Source organism: Pseudomonas sp. GT1P32 (genome assembly GCF_054897805.1).
Genome location: NZ_CM142704.1, coordinates 3,581,975 through 3,603,986 on the forward strand (window position 1 = coordinate 3,581,975; position 22,012 = coordinate 3,603,986).

General features: G+C 60.4%; 22 protein-coding genes. 6 read left to right on the forward strand and 16 right to left on the reverse strand.

Translation table 11 applies throughout. The annotated features are described in order from the left end of the window. Positions 1–45: 45 nt before the first annotated feature. The 8 genes from ACYZUC_RS16505 to ACYZUC_RS16540 all read right to left on the reverse strand — a co-directional run bounded on the left by ACYZUC_RS16505 (position 46) and on the right by ACYZUC_RS16540 (position 8,826). On the reverse strand, positions 46–414 hold the full coding sequence (locus ACYZUC_RS16505) for a glyoxalase superfamily protein (RefSeq protein ID WP_461989325.1): 369 nt from the start codon (positions 412–414) through the stop codon (positions 46–48). A 156-nt stretch (positions 415–570) separates the two neighbouring features. After that, positions 571–2,046 carry an N-acyl-D-amino-acid deacylase family protein gene (locus ACYZUC_RS16510; protein WP_461989326.1) on the reverse strand — a complete coding sequence of 492 codons (1,476 nt, stop codon included), beginning with the start codon at positions 2,044–2,046 and terminating at the stop codon, positions 571–573. Between the two features lies 1 nt (position 2,047). Next, positions 2,048–2,908 (reverse strand): MurR/RpiR family transcriptional regulator, encoded by an 861-nt coding sequence (locus ACYZUC_RS16515; protein WP_223435496.1) that lies wholly within the window; start codon positions 2,906–2,908, stop codon positions 2,048–2,050. Positions 2,909–2,923: 15 nt separating this feature from the next. Then, complete coding sequence (locus ACYZUC_RS16520; protein WP_461989327.1) at positions 2,924–4,273, reverse strand: GntT/GntP/DsdX family permease; 1,350 nt, start codon at positions 4,271–4,273, stop codon at positions 2,924–2,926. 281 nt (positions 4,274–4,554) lie between these two features. Beyond that, positions 4,555–6,000 (reverse strand): SulP family inorganic anion transporter, encoded by a 1,446-nt coding sequence (locus ACYZUC_RS16525; RefSeq protein ID WP_461989328.1) that lies wholly within the window; start codon positions 5,998–6,000, stop codon positions 4,555–4,557. Positions 6,001–6,205: 205 nt separating this feature from the next. Then, the gene (locus ACYZUC_RS16530) at positions 6,206–7,099 is read right to left on the reverse strand and encodes an NAD-dependent epimerase/dehydratase family protein (RefSeq protein ID WP_461989329.1); all 894 of its coding nucleotides are present in this window, start codon (positions 7,097–7,099) and stop codon (positions 6,206–6,208) included. A 103-nt stretch (positions 7,100–7,202) separates the two neighbouring features. Beyond that, a complete protein-coding gene (locus tag ACYZUC_RS16535; protein ID WP_461989330.1) occupies positions 7,203–8,114 on the reverse strand; it encodes a LysR family transcriptional regulator in 912 nt (303 codons plus the stop codon). 121 nt (positions 8,115–8,235) lie between these two features. Beyond that, positions 8,236–8,826 (reverse strand): NADPH:quinone oxidoreductase MdaB, encoded by a 591-nt coding sequence (locus tag ACYZUC_RS16540; protein ID WP_253401678.1) that lies wholly within the window; start codon positions 8,824–8,826, stop codon positions 8,236–8,238. 162 nt (positions 8,827–8,988) lie between these two features. On the opposite strand from ACYZUC_RS16540, the gene ACYZUC_RS16545 reads away from it, so the two are divergent. Further along, positions 8,989–9,303, forward strand: coding sequence for a putative quinol monooxygenase (locus ACYZUC_RS16545; RefSeq protein ID WP_461989331.1), 315 nt, complete (start codon positions 8,989–8,991; stop codon positions 9,301–9,303). On the opposite strand, the gene ACYZUC_RS16550 is transcribed toward ACYZUC_RS16545, so the two are convergent. Next, the gene (locus ACYZUC_RS16550) at positions 9,293–10,057 is read right to left on the reverse strand and encodes a sulfite exporter TauE/SafE family protein (RefSeq protein ID WP_461989332.1); all 765 of its coding nucleotides are present in this window, start codon (positions 10,055–10,057) and stop codon (positions 9,293–9,295) included. The two genes, ACYZUC_RS16545 and ACYZUC_RS16550, sit on opposite strands and share 11 nt — an antisense overlap. Before the next feature lie 223 nt (positions 10,058–10,280). Here ACYZUC_RS16550 and ACYZUC_RS16555 point away from each other — a divergent pair, with 223 nt between their 5' ends. The 3 genes from ACYZUC_RS16555 to ACYZUC_RS16565 all read left to right on the forward strand — a co-directional run bounded on the left by ACYZUC_RS16555 (position 10,281) and on the right by ACYZUC_RS16565 (position 13,202). Then, entirely contained in the window at positions 10,281–11,183 is a 903-nt protein-coding gene (locus ACYZUC_RS16555) for a LysR substrate-binding domain-containing protein (protein ID WP_461989333.1), read from the forward strand. Positions 11,184–11,286: 103 nt separating this feature from the next. Next, entirely contained in the window at positions 11,287–12,690 is a 1,404-nt protein-coding gene (locus ACYZUC_RS16560) for an amino acid permease (RefSeq protein WP_461989334.1), read from the forward strand. Between the two features lie 167 nt (positions 12,691–12,857). After that, positions 12,858–13,202, forward strand: a complete 345-nt coding sequence (locus ACYZUC_RS16565; RefSeq protein WP_008024653.1) for a cupin domain-containing protein — start codon at positions 12,858–12,860, stop codon at positions 13,200–13,202. Positions 13,203–13,238: 36 nt separating this feature from the next. Here ACYZUC_RS16565 and ACYZUC_RS16570 read toward each other — a convergent pair whose 3' ends face one another. After that, on the reverse strand, positions 13,239–14,144 hold the full coding sequence (locus ACYZUC_RS16570) for a LysR family transcriptional regulator (protein ID WP_461989335.1): 906 nt from the start codon (positions 14,142–14,144) through the stop codon (positions 13,239–13,241). Between the two features lie 154 nt (positions 14,145–14,298). Here ACYZUC_RS16570 and ACYZUC_RS16575 point away from each other — a divergent pair, with 154 nt between their 5' ends. Next, positions 14,299–15,222 carry a DMT family transporter gene (locus tag ACYZUC_RS16575; protein WP_461989336.1) on the forward strand — a complete coding sequence of 308 codons (924 nt, stop codon included), beginning with the start codon at positions 14,299–14,301 and terminating at the stop codon, positions 15,220–15,222. Positions 15,223–15,331: 109 nt separating this feature from the next. Here ACYZUC_RS16575 and mmsB read toward each other — a convergent pair whose 3' ends face one another. Both mmsB and ACYZUC_RS16585 read right to left on the reverse strand, forming a co-directional pair. Continuing rightward, complete coding sequence (gene mmsB / locus ACYZUC_RS16580; RefSeq protein WP_461989337.1) at positions 15,332–16,219, reverse strand: 3-hydroxyisobutyrate dehydrogenase; 888 nt, start codon at positions 16,217–16,219, stop codon at positions 15,332–15,334. 10 nt (positions 16,220–16,229) lie between these two features. Continuing rightward, the gene (locus tag ACYZUC_RS16585) at positions 16,230–17,756 is read right to left on the reverse strand and encodes a CoA-acylating methylmalonate-semialdehyde dehydrogenase (protein ID WP_008024085.1); all 1,527 of its coding nucleotides are present in this window, start codon (positions 17,754–17,756) and stop codon (positions 16,230–16,232) included. A gap of 149 nt (positions 17,757–17,905) precedes the next feature. On the opposite strand from ACYZUC_RS16585, the gene ACYZUC_RS16590 reads away from it, so the two are divergent. Then, on the forward strand, positions 17,906–18,853 hold the full coding sequence (locus tag ACYZUC_RS16590; protein WP_008040813.1) for a LysR family transcriptional regulator: 948 nt from the start codon (positions 17,906–17,908) through the stop codon (positions 18,851–18,853). Here the strand turns inward: ACYZUC_RS16590 and ACYZUC_RS16595 are convergent. The 4 genes from ACYZUC_RS16595 to ACYZUC_RS16610 form a co-directional block, all read right to left on the reverse strand. Then, positions 18,792–19,583: a CatB-related O-acetyltransferase gene (locus ACYZUC_RS16595; protein WP_461989338.1), complete on the reverse strand. Its 792-nt coding sequence runs from the start codon at positions 19,581–19,583 to the stop codon at positions 18,792–18,794. The genes ACYZUC_RS16590 and ACYZUC_RS16595 overlap by 62 nt on opposite strands. A 78-nt stretch (positions 19,584–19,661) precedes the next feature. Continuing rightward, positions 19,662–20,162, reverse strand: coding sequence for an OmpA family protein (locus ACYZUC_RS16600; RefSeq protein WP_461989339.1), 501 nt, complete (start codon positions 20,160–20,162; stop codon positions 19,662–19,664). Beyond that, positions 20,162–21,430 (reverse strand): diguanylate cyclase domain-containing protein, encoded by a 1,269-nt coding sequence (locus ACYZUC_RS16605; protein WP_461989340.1) that lies wholly within the window; start codon positions 21,428–21,430, stop codon positions 20,162–20,164. Before ACYZUC_RS16605 ends, ACYZUC_RS16600 begins: the two co-directional genes overlap by 1 nt. After that, a complete protein-coding gene (locus ACYZUC_RS16610; protein WP_461989341.1) occupies positions 21,427–22,002 on the reverse strand; it encodes a YfiR family protein in 576 nt (191 codons plus the stop codon). The genes ACYZUC_RS16605 and ACYZUC_RS16610 overlap by 4 nt, the downstream gene beginning before the upstream one ends. Between the last annotated feature and the right edge of the window lie 10 nt (positions 22,003–22,012).

Consider the following 22,012-nt stretch of genomic DNA (forward strand, 5'->3'; position numbering starts at 1 on the left):
ATTGAACGGACGACACTATCACGAGGCGTGATTTTTCCTGCCGCGTTACACACTAATCGCATTGGTAAACACCAACCGATTCCCGAACGGATCAGCGATGGTCATGTCCTGGCTACCCCACGGCATGGCCTGAATCTGTGGGTGCGAAAACTTGTATTCCTTGGCCAGCAATTGCTGCTGAAACGCCTCCAGCTCATCGGTCTCGATGCGCAGTGCCGAGCCCGGTGTGCTGTCGCCGTGATGCTCCGACAAGTGCAACACGCATTCGCCGCGGGAGACTTGCAGGTACAGCGGGAAATTCGGCTCGAAACGATGCTGCCAGTCGATCTTGAAACCGAGGAAGTCGACGTAGAACTCCACGGCCTTGTTTTCGTCGAAAATCCGCAGGATCGGGGTGGTTTTGCCGAAGCTCATCAAGTTGCTCCCAGACTGGTAAGGCCCAGAGTGTAGCCGGGCTAGTGTCAGCGCTTCGGCTTGGCGATGGCTTTCTTTAATTGCAATGTGCCACCACGTGAAGCAGTTCAAAAGATTTGTCGACTGGCTGATCGCTTTCGCCGGCAAGCCTGGCTCCTACAGGGGTTTGTGGAGGCTCTGAAAACCGTCACGCAAATCGCCTTCCCGCGCCAGAAACCGCCCTTCCCTTTTGCCGTTCGCCTGCCCTTCGCTGTAACTCAACACACCGTTGACCCACACCCCGTCGATGCCTTCTGCCGCCCGTTGCGGATCGTTGAAATCCGCGACATCACGGATGGTTGCAGGATCGAACAACACCAGGTCCGCCCAATGCCCTTCACGGATTTCACCGCGCTCCTTCAAGCCGAATCGCGCTGCGGACAACCCGGTCATTTTGTGTACCGCGGTGTGCAGCGGAAACAGCCCGACATCGCGACTGAAATGTCCGAGTACACGTGGGAAAGCGCCCCACAGGCGTGGATGCGGGAACGGGTCTTCCGGCAAGCCGTCGGAGCCGACCATCGACAGCGGATGCGCGAGGATGCTTCGTACGTCCGACTCGTCCATTCCGTAGTACACCGCGCCAGCCGGTTGCAGCCGGCGAGCGGCCTCCAGCAGTGGAACATTCCACTCGGCGGCGATATCCATCAGGTCGCGGCCACCGAGTTCCGGGTGCGGCGTGGACCAGGTGATGGTGATGCGGTGCGCATCGGTGACCTGCTTGAGGTCCAGGGTCGAAGAGCTCGCCGCGTAGGGATAACAATCGCAGCCCACCGGGTGGGTTTTCGCAGCCTCTTCAAGTGAGGCCAACAGTTGCGGACTCCGTCCCCAGTTACCGGCGCCGGCACATTTGAGGTGGGAAATGATCACCGGTGATTGCGCATGGCGGCCGATCTGGAACGCCTCGTCCATGGCCTCCAGCACGGGCTCGAATTCGCTGCGCAAATGCGTGGTGTACACCGCGCCGAACGCGGTCAGTTCTTCGGTCAGTTGCATCACTTCATCGGTGGACGCCGAGAACGCGCTAGCGTACGCCAGACCAGTGGACAGACCCAACGCTCCGGCTTCAAGGCTCTCGCGCAGTTGCTCACGCATCGCGCTGATTTCATCCGGCGTGGCCGTGCGAAACAGGTCATCAAGGTGATTGCTGCGCAACGCGGTGTGGCCGACCAGAGCGGCGACGTTCAACGTGGTGTTCGCCGCTTCGACCGCCGCGCGGTAGTCGCGAAACGTCGGGTAAACAAAGGCCGCCGAGGTGCCGAGCAGGTTCATCGGGTCTGGCGGATCGCCCTTCAAGCTCACCGGCGAAGCGCTGATCCCGCAGTTGCCGACGATCACCGTGGTCACGCCCTGGCTGAGCTTGGGCAGCATTTGCGGCTGGCGGATCACCACCGTGTCGTCGTGGGTGTGCACGTCGATGAAACCTGGTGCCAGCACTCGGCCGGCGGCGTCGATCTCCTCGCTGGCAGTGGCGTCGTGCAGGTCGCCGATGCGCTCGATGCGGCCGTGCAGAATCGCCACGTCGGCGGGGTAACCGGGGGCGTTGCTGCCATCGATGATCAGGGCGTTGCGAATCAGCGTGTCGTACATCATGTCAGTCTCCCAGCGGCAAGTGATCGTCGCCGCCGCGGTAATCGTCGAGGGCGAGTTTGATCCGCCGCAGACGTTCTTGATTGTCTTCAGGATTGGCCAGTGCCAGCTCGGTTGCGAGCACATCGATGGCCAGCAGCATGCCGTAGCGCGCCGCCGTGGGTTTGTAGATGAACGAGGTTTCCGCACTTTGCAGCGGCAGCACGATGTCGGCCAGTTGTGCCAACGGCGAGTCGCTGCGTGTGATGGCCAGAATCCTTGCGCCGTAGTTGCGGGCCACTTCCACCGTTTCGAGCAACTCAGGGGTGATGCCGGTCAGCGAACAAACGATGACCACGTGCTCGGCACTGAGGCTGGCCGCAGTAACCCGCATCATCACCGGGTCGTGGCACACCGAAATCGGGTAGCCGAAGCGCACCAGCCGCACTTGCAGTTCATCGCTGCACAAGGTCGAGCAACCGCCCATGCCGAAGGCGTGAATCATCCGCGCCTTGCCCAACAGTTTCACCGCGTCGGCGAAGCGCGACTCGTCGAACGCCGACAGGTGCTGACGCAACGTCGACTCGATATCGCCCACAATCTGCCCATAGAACGCCGACTGATCGGGCGTGCCCGCCGGGTCGAGAAAACGGCTGCCGACGCCGCTGGCCTGTGCCAGTTGTAGGCGCAGGTCGCGCAAGTCGCGGCAACCCACCGTGCGGGCGAAACGCGACAGCGTGGCGGTGCTGACTTCCGCTCTCAGCGCCAGCTCGTCGAGGCTGGCAGCAGAGGCAAATCCTACGTCGTCGAGCATCAGCCGCGCGATGCGTCCTTCGCCGGCGCTGAAAGAATCCTGACGGGCGCGGATCTGGTAGAGGATGTCCATGGCAGGCGGCTCCGGTTAAATCAGGTAAGAAAGACCCACGGTCAACGCAAAGGCGACCAGCGAAATAATGGTCTCCAGCACGGTCCAGGTCTTGAACGTCTGGGCAACGGTCATGTTGAAGTATTCCTTGATCAACCAGAAGCCGCCGTCGTTGACGTGGGAAAAGATAACCGACCCGGCGCCGGTCGCCAGCACCAGCAACTCTGGGTGCGGATAACCCAGACCAATGGCCACCGGCGCGACGATGCCGGAGGCGGTGGTCATGGCCACGGTGGCGGAGCCGGTGGCGATGCGCATCAACGCGGCGAACAGCCAGCCCATCAGCAGCGGCGACAAGTGAAATTCGTGGGCCAGGCTGACGATCTGGTCGGTGACCCCGGCGTCTACCAGGATCCGGTTCAAACCGCCGCCGGCGCCCACCAGCAAGGTGATGCTGGCAGTTGGTGCCAGGCATTCGTTGGTGAACTTGAGGATCGATTCGCGGTTGAAGCCCTGGGCGAGGCCGAGGGTCCAGAAGCTCAGCAAGGTCGCCAGCAACAACGCAATTACCGAGTTACCGATGAACAACAAGAACTGGTTGAAGCCGCTGCCCGGCGTGGAAATCAGGTTGGCCCAGCCACCGATCAGCATCAACAGCACCGGCAACAGAATGGTCGCCATGGTGATGCCGAAACCCGGCAGGCTGTCGCGCGGTTCGCGGTCAAGGAACTGCCGTTCCAGCGGGTTTTCCGCCGGCAGTTGAATGCGCGGCACGATGAATTTGGCGTACAGCGGGCCGGCAATGATCGCCGTCGGAATGCCGATCAAAATCGCATACATCAACGTCTGCCCGACCGACGCCTGATACACCTGCACCGCGAGCATCGCCGCCGGGTGCGGCGGCACCAGGGCGTGGACCACCGACAGCCCGGCGACCATCGGCAAACCGACCATCAGAATCGACACGCCGACCCGGCGCGCCACAGTAAAGGCAATCGGCACCAGCAACACGAAGCCGACTTCGAAGAACAACGGCAGCCCGACCAGGAAGGCAATGCACACCATCGCCCAATGCGCGTTCTTCTCGCCGAAACGGTCAATCAAGGTCCGCGCCACCTGCTCGGCGCCGCCGGACTCGGCCATCATCTTGCCGAGCATCGTGCCCAGCGCCACCACCAGCGCAATGTGCCCCAGGGTTTTGCCGACACCGGCCTCGTAGGCGCCAACCACGCCGGACGGCGGCATGCCGGCGAGCAATGCCAGGCCGATGGAGACCAGGGTGATGACGATGAAGGGATTAAGCCGGTAACGGGCGATCAGAACGATCAGCGCGATGATGGCGATGGCGGCATACACCAGCAGCCAATAGCCGAAGGACAGGGTCATGCGGTACTCCTCGAAAGGGTCACGTCGAAAGTTTTGTGAAACTCTTAAAACATTTCGAGGCGCGAAACTCAAACGAGGTGAAAGTAATTTTCGTAGAGGGGTAAGGGATGTCGCGCAGAGGTATGCGAGGTCGGTGAATATGAAAATCAGGCAGGCGGATTTTCATCCATTCCCCTGTAGGAGCGAGACCGGCTTGCCGGCGAAAGCGGTGGGTCAGCCAACACCTATCGCGGCTGACACTCCCTCTTCGCGAGCAGGCTCGCTCCCACAGGATTGCGAACTCAGTCGTGACTGACCCGAGCACGCTTAAGCAATTTCTTGCAACGCTCAGACAAGTGCAGCACCCGCAGGTGCTTGCCGGCCTTGGCGTAGCGTTCGCGCAGGGTTTTCAGCGCGGCGATGGCCGAGTAGTCGACGAAGCTCAGGTGACGGCAATCAATCGTCACCACGGACGGGTCATTGGCAGGGTCGAACTGATTGAGGAACGGTGTAGTCGAGGCAAAAAACAGTGTGCCATGCAGCAGGTAAAGCTTGCTGCCGTCGGCTTCGAGGTGACTGTCGGCATACAGCTCGCGGGCCTGCTGCCAGGCAAAGTTGAGCGCGGCAATGATGATCCCGCAGAGCACAGCGGTGGCCAGGTCGGTGAATACGGTAATGACCGTCACGGCGACGATCACCAGCACGTCGTTCAGCGGCACCTTGTTGACCACGCGCAACGATGCCCAGGCAAACGTCTGTTGCGACACCACGAACATCACGCCGACCAGTGCGGCCAGCGGAATGCGCTCGATCAGCGGCGACAAAAACAAAATGAACAGCAGAATCAGCACACCGGCCACCACGCCGGAAAGCCGACCACGGCCGCCTGAGCTGAGGTTGATCACGGTCTGGCCGATCATCGCGCAGCCGCCCATGCCGCCAAACACGCCGGAGACCATGTTGGCCGCGCCCAGCGCCACACATTCACGATCCGGGAAGCCACGGCTCTCGGTGATTTCGTCGGTGAGGTTCAGGGTCAGCAGGGTTTCCAGCAGGCCGACCAGCGCCATCAATATCGCGTAGGGGGCGATGATGCGCAGGGTGGCCAGCGTCCACGGAATGTCCGGCAAGGCAAACGTCGGCAAGCCACCGGCGATGTGCGCCATGTCGCCCAGGGTGCGAGTCGGCAAGCCGAGCAGATACACCGCCAGCCCGACGCCCAGAATCGCCACCAGCGCTGGCGGCACGGCGCGGGTCAGGCGCGGCAGCAGATAGACGATCGCCATCGTCAGCGCCACCAATCCGCTCATCACATAAAGCGGTGAGCCGCTGAGCCAGTTGTCACCGCTCTTGAAGTGTTCCAGTTGCGCCAGCGCGATGATGATCGCCAGGCCGTTGACGAAGCCGAGCATCACCGGATGCGGCACCATCCGCACCAGTTTGCCGAGTTTCAACAACCCGAACGCCAGCATGATCAACCCGCCCAGCAACACCGTCGCGAGCAAGTACTGCACACCGTGCTGCACCACCAGCGCGACGATCACCACGGCCATCGAACCGGCCGCACCCGACACCATGCCCGGCCGACCACCGAACAGCGCGGTCAGGGTGCAAATGATGAACGCGCCGTACAGGCCCATCAGCGGATTGAGGTGAGCCACCAGCGCGAAGGCGATGCATTCGGGTAATAAGGCGAAGGATGTGGTGAGCCCGGCCAGGACATCGGCGCGCAGACGGTTTGCTTTCATGGGGAGGACTGGACACAGCTGGGAAAGAGGGGGCGGATGGTACGGAATTGAGGGAAACCCGGCCAGTTGCAGGGTGGCAGAAAATGCCATCGCGAGCAGGCTCACTCCCACAGGGACCTTCGTCGTACACAAAATATGTGTCTAATGGAGATCCAATGTGGGAGTGAGCCTGCTCGCGATGGCAGCGACGCGGTTTAGAGCGAACTCAAACCATCTCGTCCCGAATCCACTCAACCACCGAAGTCCGCTTCGGCACCCAACCCAGCAATGCCCGCGCATGCTTGCCGCGTACCCGGCTGTTGGAACCCAAACCGTAGTTGGCCATTTCATAACCCCACTCGGCTTCGGCCTCTTTCAGCGGCCAGTCTTGCGGCTCAGCGAGATTCAACGCCTGGGCAATCGCCGTGGTCATGTCGATGAACGACGCTTCACCACTCTCAACGAAATAGAACGTGCCCGGCACATTTTTGCTCAGCGCCAGCAGGTACAGCGAAACCACATCTTCGATGTGCACGTTGGACCAGATGTTCTGGCCGGTGCCGACATGCCGAACCACGCCACTTTTGCGTGCCTGTTTCAGCAGGCGCGGCAACTGCACGCTGTCGCGATTGACGCCCAGGCTGTGGCCGTAGATCAGCGTGTTACAGATGACCGCCGAGTTCACCCCGTCGTTCGCCGCGTCGAGGATCAGGTTGTCGATGGCCACGCGGGCCGCCTTGTCGACAGTAGGCTCCGGCAGCGTGTCTTCGTAATAAATGGCGTCGCCGAACTGGCCGCCCGACGCATCGCCGACGATGCTCGAACCGCTGGTGTGCAGGAAAACTTTGTTGGAACCGCGCAAGGCATTGACCAAGGCTTCCACCGCGCCGCGATGGTCGCTGCTGGCGGCGTTGATCACCGCGTCGGCAGCGCGGGCCTGTTCGGCCAGTAGTGCGCTGTCGTCAAGAGTGCCGATGACCGCTGTGATGCCCAACGCGCTCAGTTCATTGGCTTGTTCGCTGCTGCGCACCAGGCCGGTGACCTTGTGCCCAGCGCGAACCAGGCCAGTAGCAATGGAGCCGCCGATGAAACCTGCAGCGCCGGTAACGAATACGTTCATGGAGAAACTCCCTGCGTGAATAAGTGATGCAACGAGTATCAAGCAGTCATCACGACTGAAAAATCCCCGTTGACCCAATTCACTCTTGCGCAGGGGTCATGAATCAACCTTCAAAATCCGCATTCGCGTACACCGCCAATTTGCCCTGGATAAAGTCCAGGAAGCACTGAATCCGCAGGGCGAGCTGCGAGTTGCGGTAATAGACCGCGTTGATCGGCTGGCGATAACCGCTGTTGAAATCCGCCAGCAGCACTTTCAGGCGCCCGGCACGGATGTCTTCGATGGTCATGAAATGCGACAGGCTGGCAATGCCCTGACCTTCCAGCGCCAGGTGCCTGATCGTCTCACCGCTGGACGCGCTGATGGACGCCTCGATCGGCCAGCGATCGCCATGCACATAACGCAGCGGCCATTGGTTGAGGCCTTCATTGTGGGTGAAGCCCAACAGCGCGTGCCCGCTCAGGTCCTCGACCACCAGCGGTGTGCCGTGTTGCTCAAGGTAAGCCGGGCTGGCGACGATGTGCAGCGGGCTGCAACCCAGCGAACGGGCGTGCAGGGTCGAGTCGGCCAGCGTGCCGATGCGGATGGCGATGTCGGTGCTTTGTTCGAGCAGGTCGATGATCAGGTCGTTGCTGTTGAGTTCGAGCTGGATGTCCGGGTAGAGCCGGCGGAACTCGTCGATGTACGGCACGATGGCGTGCAGCATGAACGGCGAGGCGGCGTTGATCCGCAAACGCCCGGACGGGGTTTGCTGACGTGAACTGAGGCGTTCTTCAAGTTCCTCCATCTGATCGAGAATCAGTTTGGCGTGCTCGAAGAAATACTTGCCCTCCTCCGTCAGGTCCATGCGCCGCGTGGTGCGGTTGATCAGCGTGGTATCGAGCTTGGCCTCCAGCCGCGACAGCGTGCGGCTGACCGCCGAAGGCGTCTGCCCGACCTGTTCGGCCGCAGCGGAAATAGATCCGCACTCAATCACGCAGACGAAAATCTGCAACTCATCGGATCTGGCTTTCACCTGTGTTCCTTATCGCTTTTTTGTAGGAGCCAGCTTGCTGGCGATGGCGTCCTCAGGATTGCTATCGCCGGCAAGCCGGCTCCTACAGGTTCGGATTCCAGATGACGATAGTAGCCGAACCTTATGCTTTCAGGCCGAACACCTCAGTCAGGTGCTGCTCATAACGCGCCACATCACCTTCGATGTTCGGGCGTTTCATCACGTCAACGGCCAGGAACGTCGGCAAACCGGTCATGCCGAGGAATTCGTTGGCCTTGTGGAACGGGAAGTACACCGCGTCCACGCCCTTGCCTTCGAAGAAGTCGGTCGGGTCGTCGAAGGCTTGCTGCGGCGCGTTCCAGGTCAGCGACAACATGTATTGCTTGCCCTGCACCAAACCACCGCTGCCGTACTTTTGCGAAGCATCGGAACGGGTGCGGCCGTCACTGGCGTAGAGGCTGCCGTGGCCTTCAGTGAAGACTTCGTCGATGTACTTTTTCACGGTCCACGGCGCGCCCATCCACCAGCCCGGCATTTGATAAATGATCACGTCGGCCCAGAGGAATTTGGCGACTTCTTCGGCGACGTCGTAACCCTCGTCGATGAAGGTGGCTTTCACGTCAACGCCGCCGCGATCCAGCACGCTCAACGCGGCTTCATGCAAGGTGGTGTTGTAACGGCCATCGGAGTGCGCAAACTTTTTGCCGCCATTGAGCAACAGTACTTTTTTCATGAGGAATCTCGGAAGGGTCAGAAAGTGGATGGCGGCAGGTTAGCGACCGGCCTCGCGCGGAATAAGCCCTGAATTCGCAAAATTCATTTGACCTATACGCACGAATCAACAGGCGATTGTTGCCATAAACTGGCGCCGATTCTGACTTTGAGGAGACTCCTGATGAGTGAAATACAAGGCTTCATCCTGCACGCCAAGACCCGCCCGGAAAAATCCGACGCCTTCGAAGCGTTCTTCCGCGGCTATGTGGAAGCGAGTCGTGCCGAGCCGGGCTGCATCGAGTACCACATGCTGCGCGACAAACAGGACCCGACGCTGTTTATCTTCTTCGAGATCTGGCAATCCCAGGCGCACCTCGACGTGCACTCGAACCTGCCGCACATGAAGCAGTTCCTCGAGCAGCGCGACGAATACCTGGAACGGGATTTCGACATCCGCGCCATCGAGATGCTCAGCCCGTCGTCCGCTACCCGCTGATCAGCAAGTGGCCGCCGAGCACTCCGAGGCCGATGAAGAACACGCGTTTGAACAGCACGGCGCTGATCCGCTGGCGCAGCCATTGCCCGAGCAACATGCCGAGCACCGCCGGGATCAGCGCCAGCAATGACGCGCTCAACTCGCCACCGCCCAGCGCCCCGCGCCACAACAGGCCGGCGGCGAGGGCGAGGGTCGATACGGTGAACGACAGGCCCAGCGCCTGCACCAGCTCATCCTTGTTCAAACCCAGTGCTTGCAGATATGGCACCGCCGGAATCACGAAGACGCCGGTGGCGGAAGTGATGACGCCGGTCAGCACGCCGCACAGCGGACCGAGCCAGCGCTCGGTCTGACGGCTGACGCGCAAGGTCGGCAGAAACAAACCGCTCAACGCATAGAGCAACAATGCCGCGCCCAACCCTCGCACCACCCAATGACCACCCGCCATGCCAATCCAAACCGTACCGGCACCGGTGCCGATGAAGATTGCCAGCAGCATCGGCCACAGCCGCCTGACCAACCCGCGCAAATGCCCGCCGAATGTCAGTTGCCAAACGTTGGTCAGGGTCGCTGGAATGATCAGCAGCGCCGCAGCCTGCGACGGTGCCATAGCCAGACCGAGCAGGCCCATGGCGATGGTTGGCAGGCCAAGGCCGATCACGCCTTTGATCATGCCGGCCAGCAGGAAAGTGGCGATGACCAGCAGAGAAAGGGCCAGGCCAAGGTTTTGGTAGAACGTGGCGAGTGTATTCATGGGCTGATCCTGCGCCTGGATTGGCCGTGTGAAAATCTGCCATATACTGAGGGTGCCTCTTGTTTTGATAGAGGCTTAAAAATTTGTCGATGCTTCTGGCGTCTTCGCGGGCAAGTCGGATCGCCGCACCGCTCGCTCCTACAGGGGTTGCGCAAATCGTGTAGGAGCGAGGCTTGCCCGCGAAGGCGGCTGCCCAGTCAACACACCTCCCGAGGCTGTACCCATGCACTTCGACCTGACCGACCTGCGCCTCTACCTGAACATCCTCGACACCGGCAACATCACCGCCGGCGCCGCGCGCAGCCATTTGTCCCTGGCGGCGGCGAGCGCGCGAATCCGCGCGATGGAGGCTTCGCTCGGCATCGATTTTCTGGAACGCGGTCGTCGCGGTGTCACAGCCACACCTGCGGGAAAAGCCCTGGCGCAACACGCCCGGCTGCTGCTGCAACACGCAGACCGCATGCAGCAGGACCTGGCCGAATACGCCAAAGGCGTCAAAGGCCAGGTGCGTTTGTTATGCAACACCACGGCAATCACCGAGTACCTGCCGGAAGTGCTGGCGGACTTCCTGTGTCGCCACCCCAACCTCGACATTGATCTGCAGGAATTGCCGAGCCTGCGCATCGTCCATGCACTGCATCAGGGTACGGCGGACCTTGGCATCGTCTCCGACGCCGTCGACACCCACGCCCTCGAAACCCAGCCCTTTCGCGACGATCCGCTGGTGCTGATCATGCCACTCGGGCATCCATTGGGTGAGGGCGCAGCACCGAGCTTCAGCGAGACGCTGCATCACGATTACGTCGGCCTGAGCGCCAACAGCGCACTGGCGGTGTACCTCGAAGAACAGGCGCTGCACGCGGGCGTGCGCATGCAAATCCGCATCCGTGCGGAAGGCTTCGACGGGGTAATTCGCATGGTCGCTCGCGGCGCCGGGCTGGCGATTGTGCCGCTGGCGGCGATCGAGCGCCGGGCCGTCGATCAACCGTTCAAACACGTTGCCCTGCAGGAAGCCTGGGCGCAGCGCAAACTGCTGCTGTGTGCCCGCTCGTTCGCTGGCCTGCCCGGTTACGCCAGGGCCTTGCTCGACGCGTTGTGCACTGCAAACCGGACCGGGAGCCTTTGAAAACCAGTGTTTGGCCCAACAGGCACCTGTATGACGAAGGCCGCGAAGAGTAATATCTGCCCTTTCAAATCAGGCCTGGCCACAACAACCAAAAGGGAACCAGATGGCGGATGAAATCTTGCAACAGGCAACGCTCAAGCGGGGGTTGAAAAATCGGCACATTCAACTGATCGCATTGGGCGGCGCCATTGGTACGGGGCTGTTCCTGGGCTCCGCCGGAGTGCTCAAATCCGCCGGACCGTCGATGATCCTCGGCTATGCGATTGCCGGTTTCATCGCGTTCCTGATCATGCGCCAACTGGGCGAAATGATTGTCGAGGAACCCGTGGCCGGCTCGTTCAGCCACTTCGCTCACAACTACTGGGGCGGCTTTGCCGGTTTCCTGTCCGGCTGGAACTACTGGGTCCTGTATGTGCTGGTGGGCATGGCCGAGCTGACAGCCGTCGGCAAGTATGTGCAGTTCTGGTGGCCGGAGGTGCCGACCTGGGTCAGCGCGGCGGTGTTCTTTGTGCTGGTCAACCTGATCAATACGCTGAACGTCAAAGTCTTCGGCGAGATGGAGTTCTGGTTCGCGATCATCAAGGTCGTGGCCATCATCGGCATGATCCTCCTGGGCTGCTACATGCTGTTCAGCGGCACCGGCGGCCCGCAAGCATCGGTGAGCAACCTGTGGAGCCACGGCGGTTTCTTCCCCAATGGCACCAACGGTTTGCTGATGGCGATGGCGTTCATCATGTTCTCCTTCGGCGGCCTGGAGCTGGTCGGCATCACCGCCGCCGAAGCCAGCGAACCGCGCAAGGTTATTCCCAAAGCCATCAACCAAGTGGTTTATCGGGTGCTGATCTTCTACGTCGGCGCACTCACCGTGTTGTTGTCGCTGTACCCGTGGGACCAACTGCTGCAGACACTGGGCGCCTCAGGCGATGCCTACAGCGGCAGTCCGTTCGTGCAGATCTTCGCCTTGATCGGCAGCGACACCGCCGCACAAATCCTCAACTTCGTGGTGCTCACCGCGGCGCTCTCGGTCTACAACAGCGGCGTGTACTGCAACAGCCGCATGCTCTACGGCCTGGCCGAACAGGGCGACGCGCCCAAAGTGCTGATGAAGCTGAACAAGCAGGGCGTGCCGTTGCTGGCACTGGGCGTTTCGGCGTTGATCACGATGCTGGCGGTGCTGGTCAACTACGTCGCGCCGCATGAAGCGCTTGAGTTGTTGTTTGCCCTGGTGGTCGCGTCCTTGATGATCAACTGGGCGCTGATCAGCCTCACGCATTTGAAGTTCCGCAAGGCCATGGTCCAGCGCGGCATCGTGCCAGGCTTCAAGGCTTTCTGGTCGCCGTACACCAACTACCTGTGCCTGGCGTTCATGGCCGTGATCATCTGCGTTATCTGGATGATTCCGCCAGTGCGCGCCTCGGTGTACGCCATGCCGGTGTGGGTGTTGCTCATCTACGGGTGCTATCGGTTGCGTATGGCCAGGCACCGAAAGATGTCAGTGACTCAGTAATCGCGTAAAAAAAAACGCCCCGGCATTCGATGAATGCCGGGGCGTTTTTTATGGCGAGCGCAGTGAATCCAGCGTTTCTGGATACCTCGATGTCGAGCACAGACAACTGACGCCGCACCAAGCCCGATAGGGTGCGACTTCAGTTCTCCATCACGCTCGGAGTCATCATGTCCGCACCGATTACCGTTCTTCGCGACACCCACCCGCTGCCAGTGCTCGACGCCTGCAAATGGGAAAAACTCGAAGGCGATCCGCACACCGTCAACCTCAACGCCTACACCAGCGAAGACGGCAGCAAGATCATGGGCACCTGGATCTGCACGCCGGGCAAGTGGTATGTGGAATACGTGAAGTGGGAATACTGCGACTTCCGCGAGGGCTACTGCATCATCACCCCGGAAGGAAAGGAGCCGATCCATCTGCGTGCCGGTGATATTTTCGTCATCGAGCCGGGGATGAAAGGCACGTGGGAAGTGGTAGAGACGGTACGAAAATACTTTGTGTTTGCTTGAAAAAAACTGCGTGACGATCGGCTCGGGTTACATCGACTACGGTCTGTTGTACCCAAGCCGGTCCCTCAATCGTGGGACCGAGAAGTCCAGGAAAGCACGCAACTTCAGCGGCACCTGGTTCTGGTTGGGGTAGATCAGATTGACGGGCATCGGCGCAGGTTCATACGCCTCCAGTAAAGTGACCAACGAGCCCGCCTCCACGAGGTCATCCACCTGATACGAAAATGCCCGTGCAATTCCTGCCCCGGCTCTTGCGGCGATGATCGCCGCCTCGGACGAGTCCACGACAAGCCGCGAGGAAACACGGACCGTCTGCGGAACTGTGTTTGTACCGAAAGCCCAATAGTTCCCGGTCCAAAAACCTTCGTACGTCACACAGTCGTGCGATGCCAGATCATCGGGCGTCATCGGTGTGCCGCGGGTTTCCAGGTAAGCGGGACTCGCGCACAGCACCTGTCGAAGTAGCGCAACGCGTGTGGCGATCATGCTGCTGTCGGGCAGTTCGCCGAAGCGTAGAGCGAGATCGACGTGCTCTTCCAGGAGGTTCACGTTCCGATCGGTCAGTTGCAAGCGCACGCGGATGTCTGAATAGGTTCGCAGAAACTCCACCACAACGGGCACCACATGCATGCAGCCCAGGATCGCGGGTGCGCTGATGATCAGCTCCCCCTGCGGCGCACGGTATTCGCCGGAAGCCGTTCGCTCGGCCTGCGCAATCTCCTCCAGGATCCGCCGGCATGATGCGACGTAGTCGTGCCCGGCATCGGTCAGAACAAGTTTGCGCGTGCCGCGCAGGAGCAGGCGCATTCCCAAGTGTTCCTCAAGGTCCGAGACCCGGCGGCTGACTTTGGCGAGGGGGATGCGCAGCTGACGACTGGCGGCGGAGAGACTGCCCGCGTCTACAGCGGCCACCAGGATGGTCATGGCTTCGAGTCGGTCCATGGTCTCTCACGTGTGAAAGGATTCCTTGCGAATTTACCGGCTAGTCGCAAGATATTGAAGGGCTTAACTTCTGTACCAACACCCGGGACGCTTTCGACGTGGAGATACCGTCGATCCCGGGCCAAGACAGGCCGCCAACACAGTGGAGTCAAGCATGAAAACGATAGAGCGCTCTGCCATTCTGGCATTTGCATCCCTGGGCCTGATCTGGGGCAGCAATTTCATTTTCATGAAGTGGGCGGTCGAGCTGATCAGTCCTCTCCAGATCGTGTTCCTTCGCGTGTTGTTCGGTTTCTTCCCGATCCTGGCACTCGCGCTTTATCGCGGCGTCCTGCGCAGGCAACACCTACGCCACTGGCCCCATTTCCTTGTCATGTCGATATTGGCGACCGCGTTGTATTACTACGCCTTCGCAAAAGGGACCGCGCTGCTGCCATCCAGTGTCGCCGGAATGCTCAGCGGTGCCATCCCGCTTTTTGCGTTTTTGCTGACCGCGCTGTTCCTGAAGCAAGAGTCGATCAACGCAAGAAAAATCGTCGGCGTGGCATTGGGATTCCTAGGTGTTCTGCTGATCGCTCGGCCCTGGAGCACCGGTGCTGGCGGTCTCGATTTGTGGGGGGTGGGCTACATGATCCTGGGATCGCTCAGCCTCGGAAGTTCGTTCGTCTATGCCAGGCGCTTCATGTCGAGTCTGGACATCACGCCCCTCGCGTTATCCACTTATCAGGTCGGATTGGCGCTCTTCATTCTCGCGGTGGTGACGCCCTATTCGGGCTTGAGCAACATCGGCCAGAGTGGCGTCGCCTTGACCGGACTCGTGCTGGGTCTTGGACTGACGGGCACCGGGATTGCGTATGTCCTCTACTACTTCATCGTGCAGCGAATGGGGGCGGTGCAAGCCTCGACAGTGACGTACCTGCCTCCGGTGGTGGCGCTGCTGATCGGGCTACTTGCCGGAGAGGCGCTGCGAGTGATGGACCTGATCGCGATGAGCGCAATTCTCGTTGGCGTGTATGTGATCCAGACGCCTGCCCGGCACAAAAAAACCGGGAGATCACCCAACGTGATTTCCCGGTAAATGTCGATGCGCACACACCGCTCCTGTAGGAGCCAGCTTGCTGGCGATGGCGGTGGATCAGTCACTATCAATGGTGACTTTGCCGACCCCATCGCCGGCAAGCCGGCTCCTACAGTGGTTTGCGATAGCTGTTAATGATTGCCGAGAAATCCTTGCCACCTTCCCCACGCAGGCTCATCGCCTGATACAACTGCTGAGCCACCGCGCCAAGCACCACCGGTTGGTGCGCCTGACGTGCCGCTTCCGTGGCAAGTCCCAGATCCTTGAGCATCAGCTCGGCACCAAAACCACCGGTATAACCGCGCGACGCAGGCGCCGTTTCGACGATGCCCGGCCACGGGTTGTACATCTCCGAACTCCAGCAACGCCCGGTGGAACTGTTGATGATCCCGGCCAGCACCGACGTGTCGATCCCAAGAGCATCACCCAATGCCATGGCTTCACTGACGCCAACCATGGAGATCGCCAGCAGCAGGTTGTTGCAGATCTTGGCGATTTGCCCGGTGCCGACTTCGCCACAATGGACGATGTTGCGACCCATCTGCGCCAGCACCGGTTGCAGTGTGGCGAACAGTTCAGGCGTGGCGCCGACCATGAAGGTCAGGGTCCCGGCTGCTGCACCGCCAGTGCCGCCCGACACCGGCGCGTCGGCCATGGCCACGCCTTGCTTGGCAGCGGCCGCCGCCACATCACGCGCAGTTTGCGGGTCGATGGTGCTGCAATCCACGGCCGGCACGCCTTTGGCGATCCCCGCCAGCACGCCGTCTTCACCCAGCCACACGCTGCGCACGTGCACAGCGGCGGGCAGCATGGTGATCACCAGCTCTGCGCCTTGAGCCGCTTCACGAGCTGTCGCGCTGATGCTGCCGCCCAGCTGCTCCAGTTCGGCCAGAACGGTTTTGTTCAAATCAACCAGTCGCAGCGCGTGGCCGGCCTTGATCAGGTTGCGCGCCATCGGCGCGCCCATGTTGCCGAGACCGATAAAAGCGATTTTCATGTCCGGCTCCTTAACGCAAGTTGATGGTGGTGTTCACACCGTCGTTGACGCTGTCGTCATCGAACCAGCGACTGGTGACGGTCTTGGTCTGAGTGTAGAACTGCACCACTTGCTTGCCATACGGGCCGAGGTCGCCGAGTTTGGAACCGCGCGAACCGGTGAAGCTGAAGAACGGGACCGGCACCGGAATCGGAATGTTGATGCCGACCTGACCCACGTCGATTTCGTTCTGGAATTTGCGCGCCGCCGCACCGCTTTGGGTGAACAGGCCCGTGCCGTTGCCGAACGGGTTGGCGTTGACCAGGGCGATGGCCTCGTCGAGCGTATTCACTTCCAGCACCACCAATACCGGGCCGAAGATTTCCTGGGTGTAGATCTGCATCTCGGGGGTCACGCCAGAGAACAGAGTCGGACCGACAAAGTTGCCCTTCTCGTAGCCGGGAACCGTGATGTCACGACCATCCAGCTCAAGCTTGGCGCCTTCCTTGATACCGCTTTCGATCAGATCCAGAATCCGCGCTTTGGCACGCTTGGAGATCACCGGACCAACGTCCGTGCCCGGCTCGCTGCCAGCATTGACCTTGAGTTTCTGCGCCAGCGCTTTCAGGTCCGGCAGCCATTGCTTGGCCGCGCCGACCAACACCACCACTGACGTTGCCATGCAACGCTGACCGGCCGCACCGAAACCGGCACCGACCAGCGCATTCAGCGCTTGTTCGCGATTGGCATCCGGCAGCACCACAGCGTGGTTCTTCGCGCCCATCATCGATTGCACGCGCTTGCCGTGCTTACCGGCCAGGTCATAAACGTGAGTACCGACGGCAGTCGAACCGACGAAGGAAACCGCCTTGATGTCTTTGTGGGTGCAGAGCGCGTCCACCACGTCCTTGCCGCCGTGAACCACGTTGAGCACGCCCGCCGGAACGCCAGCTTCAATCGCCAGCTCCACCAGCAGCATGGTCGACATCGGGTCCTGTTCGGACGGTTTCAGCACGAAGGTGTTGCCGCAGGCGATGGCCATCGGGAACATCCACAATGGAATCATCGCCGGGAAGTTGAACGGGGTGATGCCGGCGCAGACGCCGATTGGCTGGCGCAGGGTGTAGGTATCGACGCCGCCCGCGACGTTCTCGGCGAACTCGCCCATTTGCAGGCTGCCGATGGAGCACGCGTGTTCGACGACTTCCAGGCCTCGGAAAATATCGCCTTCAGCGTCGGCAATGGTCTTGCCCTGTTCGTTGCTGAGCACCACGGCGATACGCTTGGAGTGCTCGCGGATCAACGCCTGAAGCTTGAGCATGATGCGCATGCGGGCGCCGATCGGCGTCAGCTTCCAGGTCTGGAAGGCGCGATGGGCGGCGCTGATCGCGGCGTCGACTTCCGAGGCTGTGGCAAACGGAACCTTGGCCAGTACTTGCTGAGTCGCCGGGTTGACGATGTCGTGCCACTCAGTGGTCTGGGACTCGACCCACTCACCGTCGATCAACAGCTTGACGTTCTGGACAGTGGTTTCGTTGGGCGTGAGCGATGCGTTCATGCTGGTCTCCTGGACTTGTTGTTATGCAGGGAGCCAAGGCGGATAAGTCGCCTTGAGATGAGGCGTGTGTCGCGAATTGGTTGTCGGACTGTTTTTGGAGTATAGATGTGCAAACTTCTAATAAGAACGCACATAAAAGCCGGTCCATCATGCAAAAAAACATCACGTCTTTAGGTTCGCTGAACTGGGATGACCTCAAGTTTTTCCTCGAAGTGGCCCGCACCCGCAAGGCCAGCACCGCGGCCAAGCGCCTGGCGGTGGACTACACCACGGTGTCGCGGCGCATCAGTTCGCTGGAAGCGGCATTGGGCACGTTGCTGTTCGAAAAATCCCGGACCAGCGGTTTTGTCCTGACCGCTGAGGGTCAGCGTTTACTGGGTTACGCCGAGTCGATCGAGAGCACGCTGCACATGGCGTGCGAACAGGTTTCCGGTTCCGGCGTGGCGCTGTCCGGCCATGTGCGGATGGGTTGCACCGAAGGGTTCGGCAGCTTTTTCATCACCCCGCAGCTGAGCCATTTCGTCGACGCCTACCCGGCGATCTCGGTGGACATCCTGCCGCTGCCGCATTTCATCAGCCTGTCCAAACGCGAAGCGGACATCGTCATCGCCCTGGAGCGCCCGGAGCATGGCCCGTACGTCTGCTGCAAACTCTGTGACTACCGGTTGCAGCTGTACGCGACCCAGGACTATCTGGACAAACACCCACCGATCCGCCGCCCGACAGACTTGGGCAAGCATTCATTTATCAGTTATGTCGACGACCTGGCCTTCAGCTCGGAGCTGTTGTACCTGGCGAACGTGCTGCCCGGCGCCAGCGCCAACTTGCGCAGCACCAGCGTAATTGCGCAGTTCGTGGCAGCGCAGCAAGGGCGTTCGCTGGCGATTCTGCCGTGCTTCCTCGCGGCTCAGGATCCGCGGTTGCTGCCGGTGTTGCCGGAGGAAATCAACATCACCCGGCAGTTCTGGATGTACTGCCGGGAGGACCTGCGCAAGCTCAAGCGGATTACCCTGTTGTGGGATTACATCAGGGAGGTCACTGAACTGAATGGCCCGTTGTTACTGGGCGAGACGCGGGATCTTCGGTTTGCAGACTGAGCGTCGGAGCGGCCAATCCGAGATTGCTGACTAATTGGCAGCCTTTACGGGTGACTTCCACCTGCTTGTAGACAACCTGATTGGCGCTGCGCGAATCGGCAATGATCGGCAAAGCAGAACGGGGATCGTCCAGGCGCAGGCTCAGAAGAAAATCGACATTACATTCCCACCATCGGCTATCAAGTAACTGCGCCACCACCTCTGGCGGGTGCCGATACTTGATGACCTTCGCCGGAATCCCGGCGACAACCGCGTAGGGCGGCACATCGTGGGCAACCAGTGCGCGGGTGGCGATAATGGCACCCGTGCCCACCGTGACACCTTCCATGATCATGGCGCCATGTCCGATCCAGACGTCGTCGCCGATCGTTACATCAACGATCTCTGGTTCGAAGGACAGTTTTGTACGGGTAAATTGGAAGGGGTGCGAACTGACCCAGTCGGACGGGTGGGTATTTTTGTCTTGCCCGATGTAGCAGTCATTTCCAATCGAACAAAACCGTCCTATCGAGGACACCGCGGACAGCACGCAACCACTTCGAATGTAAGTGTGGGCACCAATGCTCAACCGTTTGGTGCCGACCACCACATGACCGAGCGAAACATTCTCTTCCACCAACAACTTGGTTTTGGCGTTAAGCGATGACACCCCGCCAGCGATCTTGCATTTATGTTGGCGAAGCCATTTTTTCCAGAAGTGGTTGCGGCAGTAATTTATTATTTTTTTCATGTGGCAGTCGTCATGTTCCGTTCATCTACGGGGGTATCAATCCCCCCAAAAAGAATAGTTAAAAAGAGGGTCAGCCGATCAATCGGCGCTCACCACAATCGACACCCGGCGGTTTTCGGTTCGACCGGCCGCGTTATCGTTGGAGGCTACCGGCTCACTGCTGCCAAAGCCCCTTAGCTGGATATTCTGTTCTTTCATGCCGACCGCGGTCAGGACCTTGCCGACGCTGTTCGCGCGGCGCAGGGACAGCTGTTCGTTGTAGGTCTCTTTGCCCGACGCATCGGTGTGACCATCAACCCGCACCCGATCGATCCCGACACCCAGCAACGCCTTGCCAATGCGCTCGACGATCTCGGTGCTCTGCGGATTCAGGCTTTCGACATCACTGCCAAACAACACTTTGCCGGACAAGCCAAACGCCCAGCCCTCGTCGGTCAGCTCGAAACCTTGCTGTTGGAGCACTGCAACCTGTGCCGGACTCAAACCTTTTTGTGGTGCCGTCTGGCAACCGGTCAGTGCCAGCAAAGCCATGAACAAGGGGATCGCAAAAAATCGCAGATTGAATGAGAACACGAACATTAGCTCCTGGTTTGAACATCGGCGACAGGGTGCTCCGACCCTGACGTGTGCTGTGCACCTCTGGAAAAGCGTTTGGCCTGGTACATGGCCGCATCGGCAGCATTGAGCAGGGCACCCGGTGTAGCACCATGATCCGGGTACACAGCAATGCCGATGCTCAGAGAAGTCAAAACCTGAGTATGCCCCGGCAACGGGATCGGAACTTCCATGCTGGCAATGATTTTATCGGCGATCCGCTCGGCGTCTTCGGTCTTGTGCAGCGGTGTCAGCAGGACAGCAAACTCGTCCCCCCCAAGACGCGCCACCAGATCCTCTTCGCGCAGTTGCGCACGAACCCGATTGGCGACTGCGACCAACACCGCGTCGCCAGCGGCGTGACCGAAGGTGTCGTTGATTTCCTTGAACCGGTCACTGTCGAGAAACAGCACCGCTACCTGCTCGTTGAGCTTGTTGGCGTTGCGTAGCGCACGCATCAATCGGCCTTCGAAAAACGCCCGGTTCGGCAAACCGGTGAGGCTGTCATGACTGGCCTGGTGGGCGAGGGTTTCATTCTCGCTTTGCAGGTGGGTTTGCCAGGATTCGAGTTCATCGAGCAGGGCATTGAAGTCATTGCCCAGGTTATCGAGTTCGGCGATGTCGGCGGGCGGCACACGCTGATCGAAAGCTCGTTCGCTGCGCGCAGCGTGCGCCACGAACGCCAGACTGCGCAGCGGGCCGGTGATCCCGCGCAGTTGTCGGCGAGCCAGATAAAGCGCCACCCAGGCACTGGCGGCGGTGCACAAAACGATGCCCATCAGACCGCTGAGCAAGAAGCGCATCAGGCTGCCACCGTGGCCAATCAGCAGGATGCTGCCGATTGCCTGACCTTGATGGATGATCGGCATGCTGATGGGCTTTTCCAGAAAGGCTTTGGCCATCTGCATTTTGAGATCAGAGAACAATCCGGTTTCCGGCCGCTGCCAACGCGCCAACAACTTGCCTTGCTCGTCCAGCACTTGGGCATCCGCCACTTCTTCGGTGGAGGCGATCAGTGCCAGCGCTTCGGTGGCAGCGGCTTTGTCGTTGAACACCACGGCAGCTTCCACGGTGTAGTTGATGGAGCGCGCGATCAGGTGCAGGTTGTGGTCGGCATAGACCCGCAAAGCCAGGACGCCGAGCAGCGTCAGCGAGATGCTGGCCATGGCTACGCCGACCAGCGCGACGATCAAATGACCGCGGCCAATGACCGAACGCAAGGTCGGGCGACTGCCAGGTTTGAATAGCCTCATGGCGCCGCCGGTTTGCGGCGGGACAGTTGCAGCACACTTGGGTGAATTCTCACGCCGCTGCGGGCGACGGAATCGAGGTTGACCTCAAAGGACACTTGTTCATCGCCGACACGCAAACAGAACAGACTGCCGACGGTGCATTGATCGTCGCTTTCGCTGATGCTCAACACCGGATGCCCGCTCAGCGAAGCGAACAGCCGGCTGCGCTCTTCGCTGGTCAATTTGCCGATGTACACCGCGTCGCACTCACCGACGATGGATGGGTTGTCGGCCAGCAGGCGGCGCACGGTAACGGGTCGGCCAGTGGCCTGGGTGGTGCCCTTGACCAGGTCGTCGGTGTATTCGGTAGGGCCGACGATGCACAAACGAAGTTGTGCGGGCTCAACTGGCCAGCGGGCATAGCTGAGTATCCCAAGTACAACCTGCGTGACCGATTTGGCGCGCTGGTCGGCCATGCCTGGTGGTGTTTGCGCTTGAGCGAAAACGAAGCCGCTCAGCAAACAGAGAAAGCCTGCAAGTACGGCCTGCTTGCAGCCAGCGACGCACTCTGTCATCCAGACAGCCACCTTCATGCAGGGATTC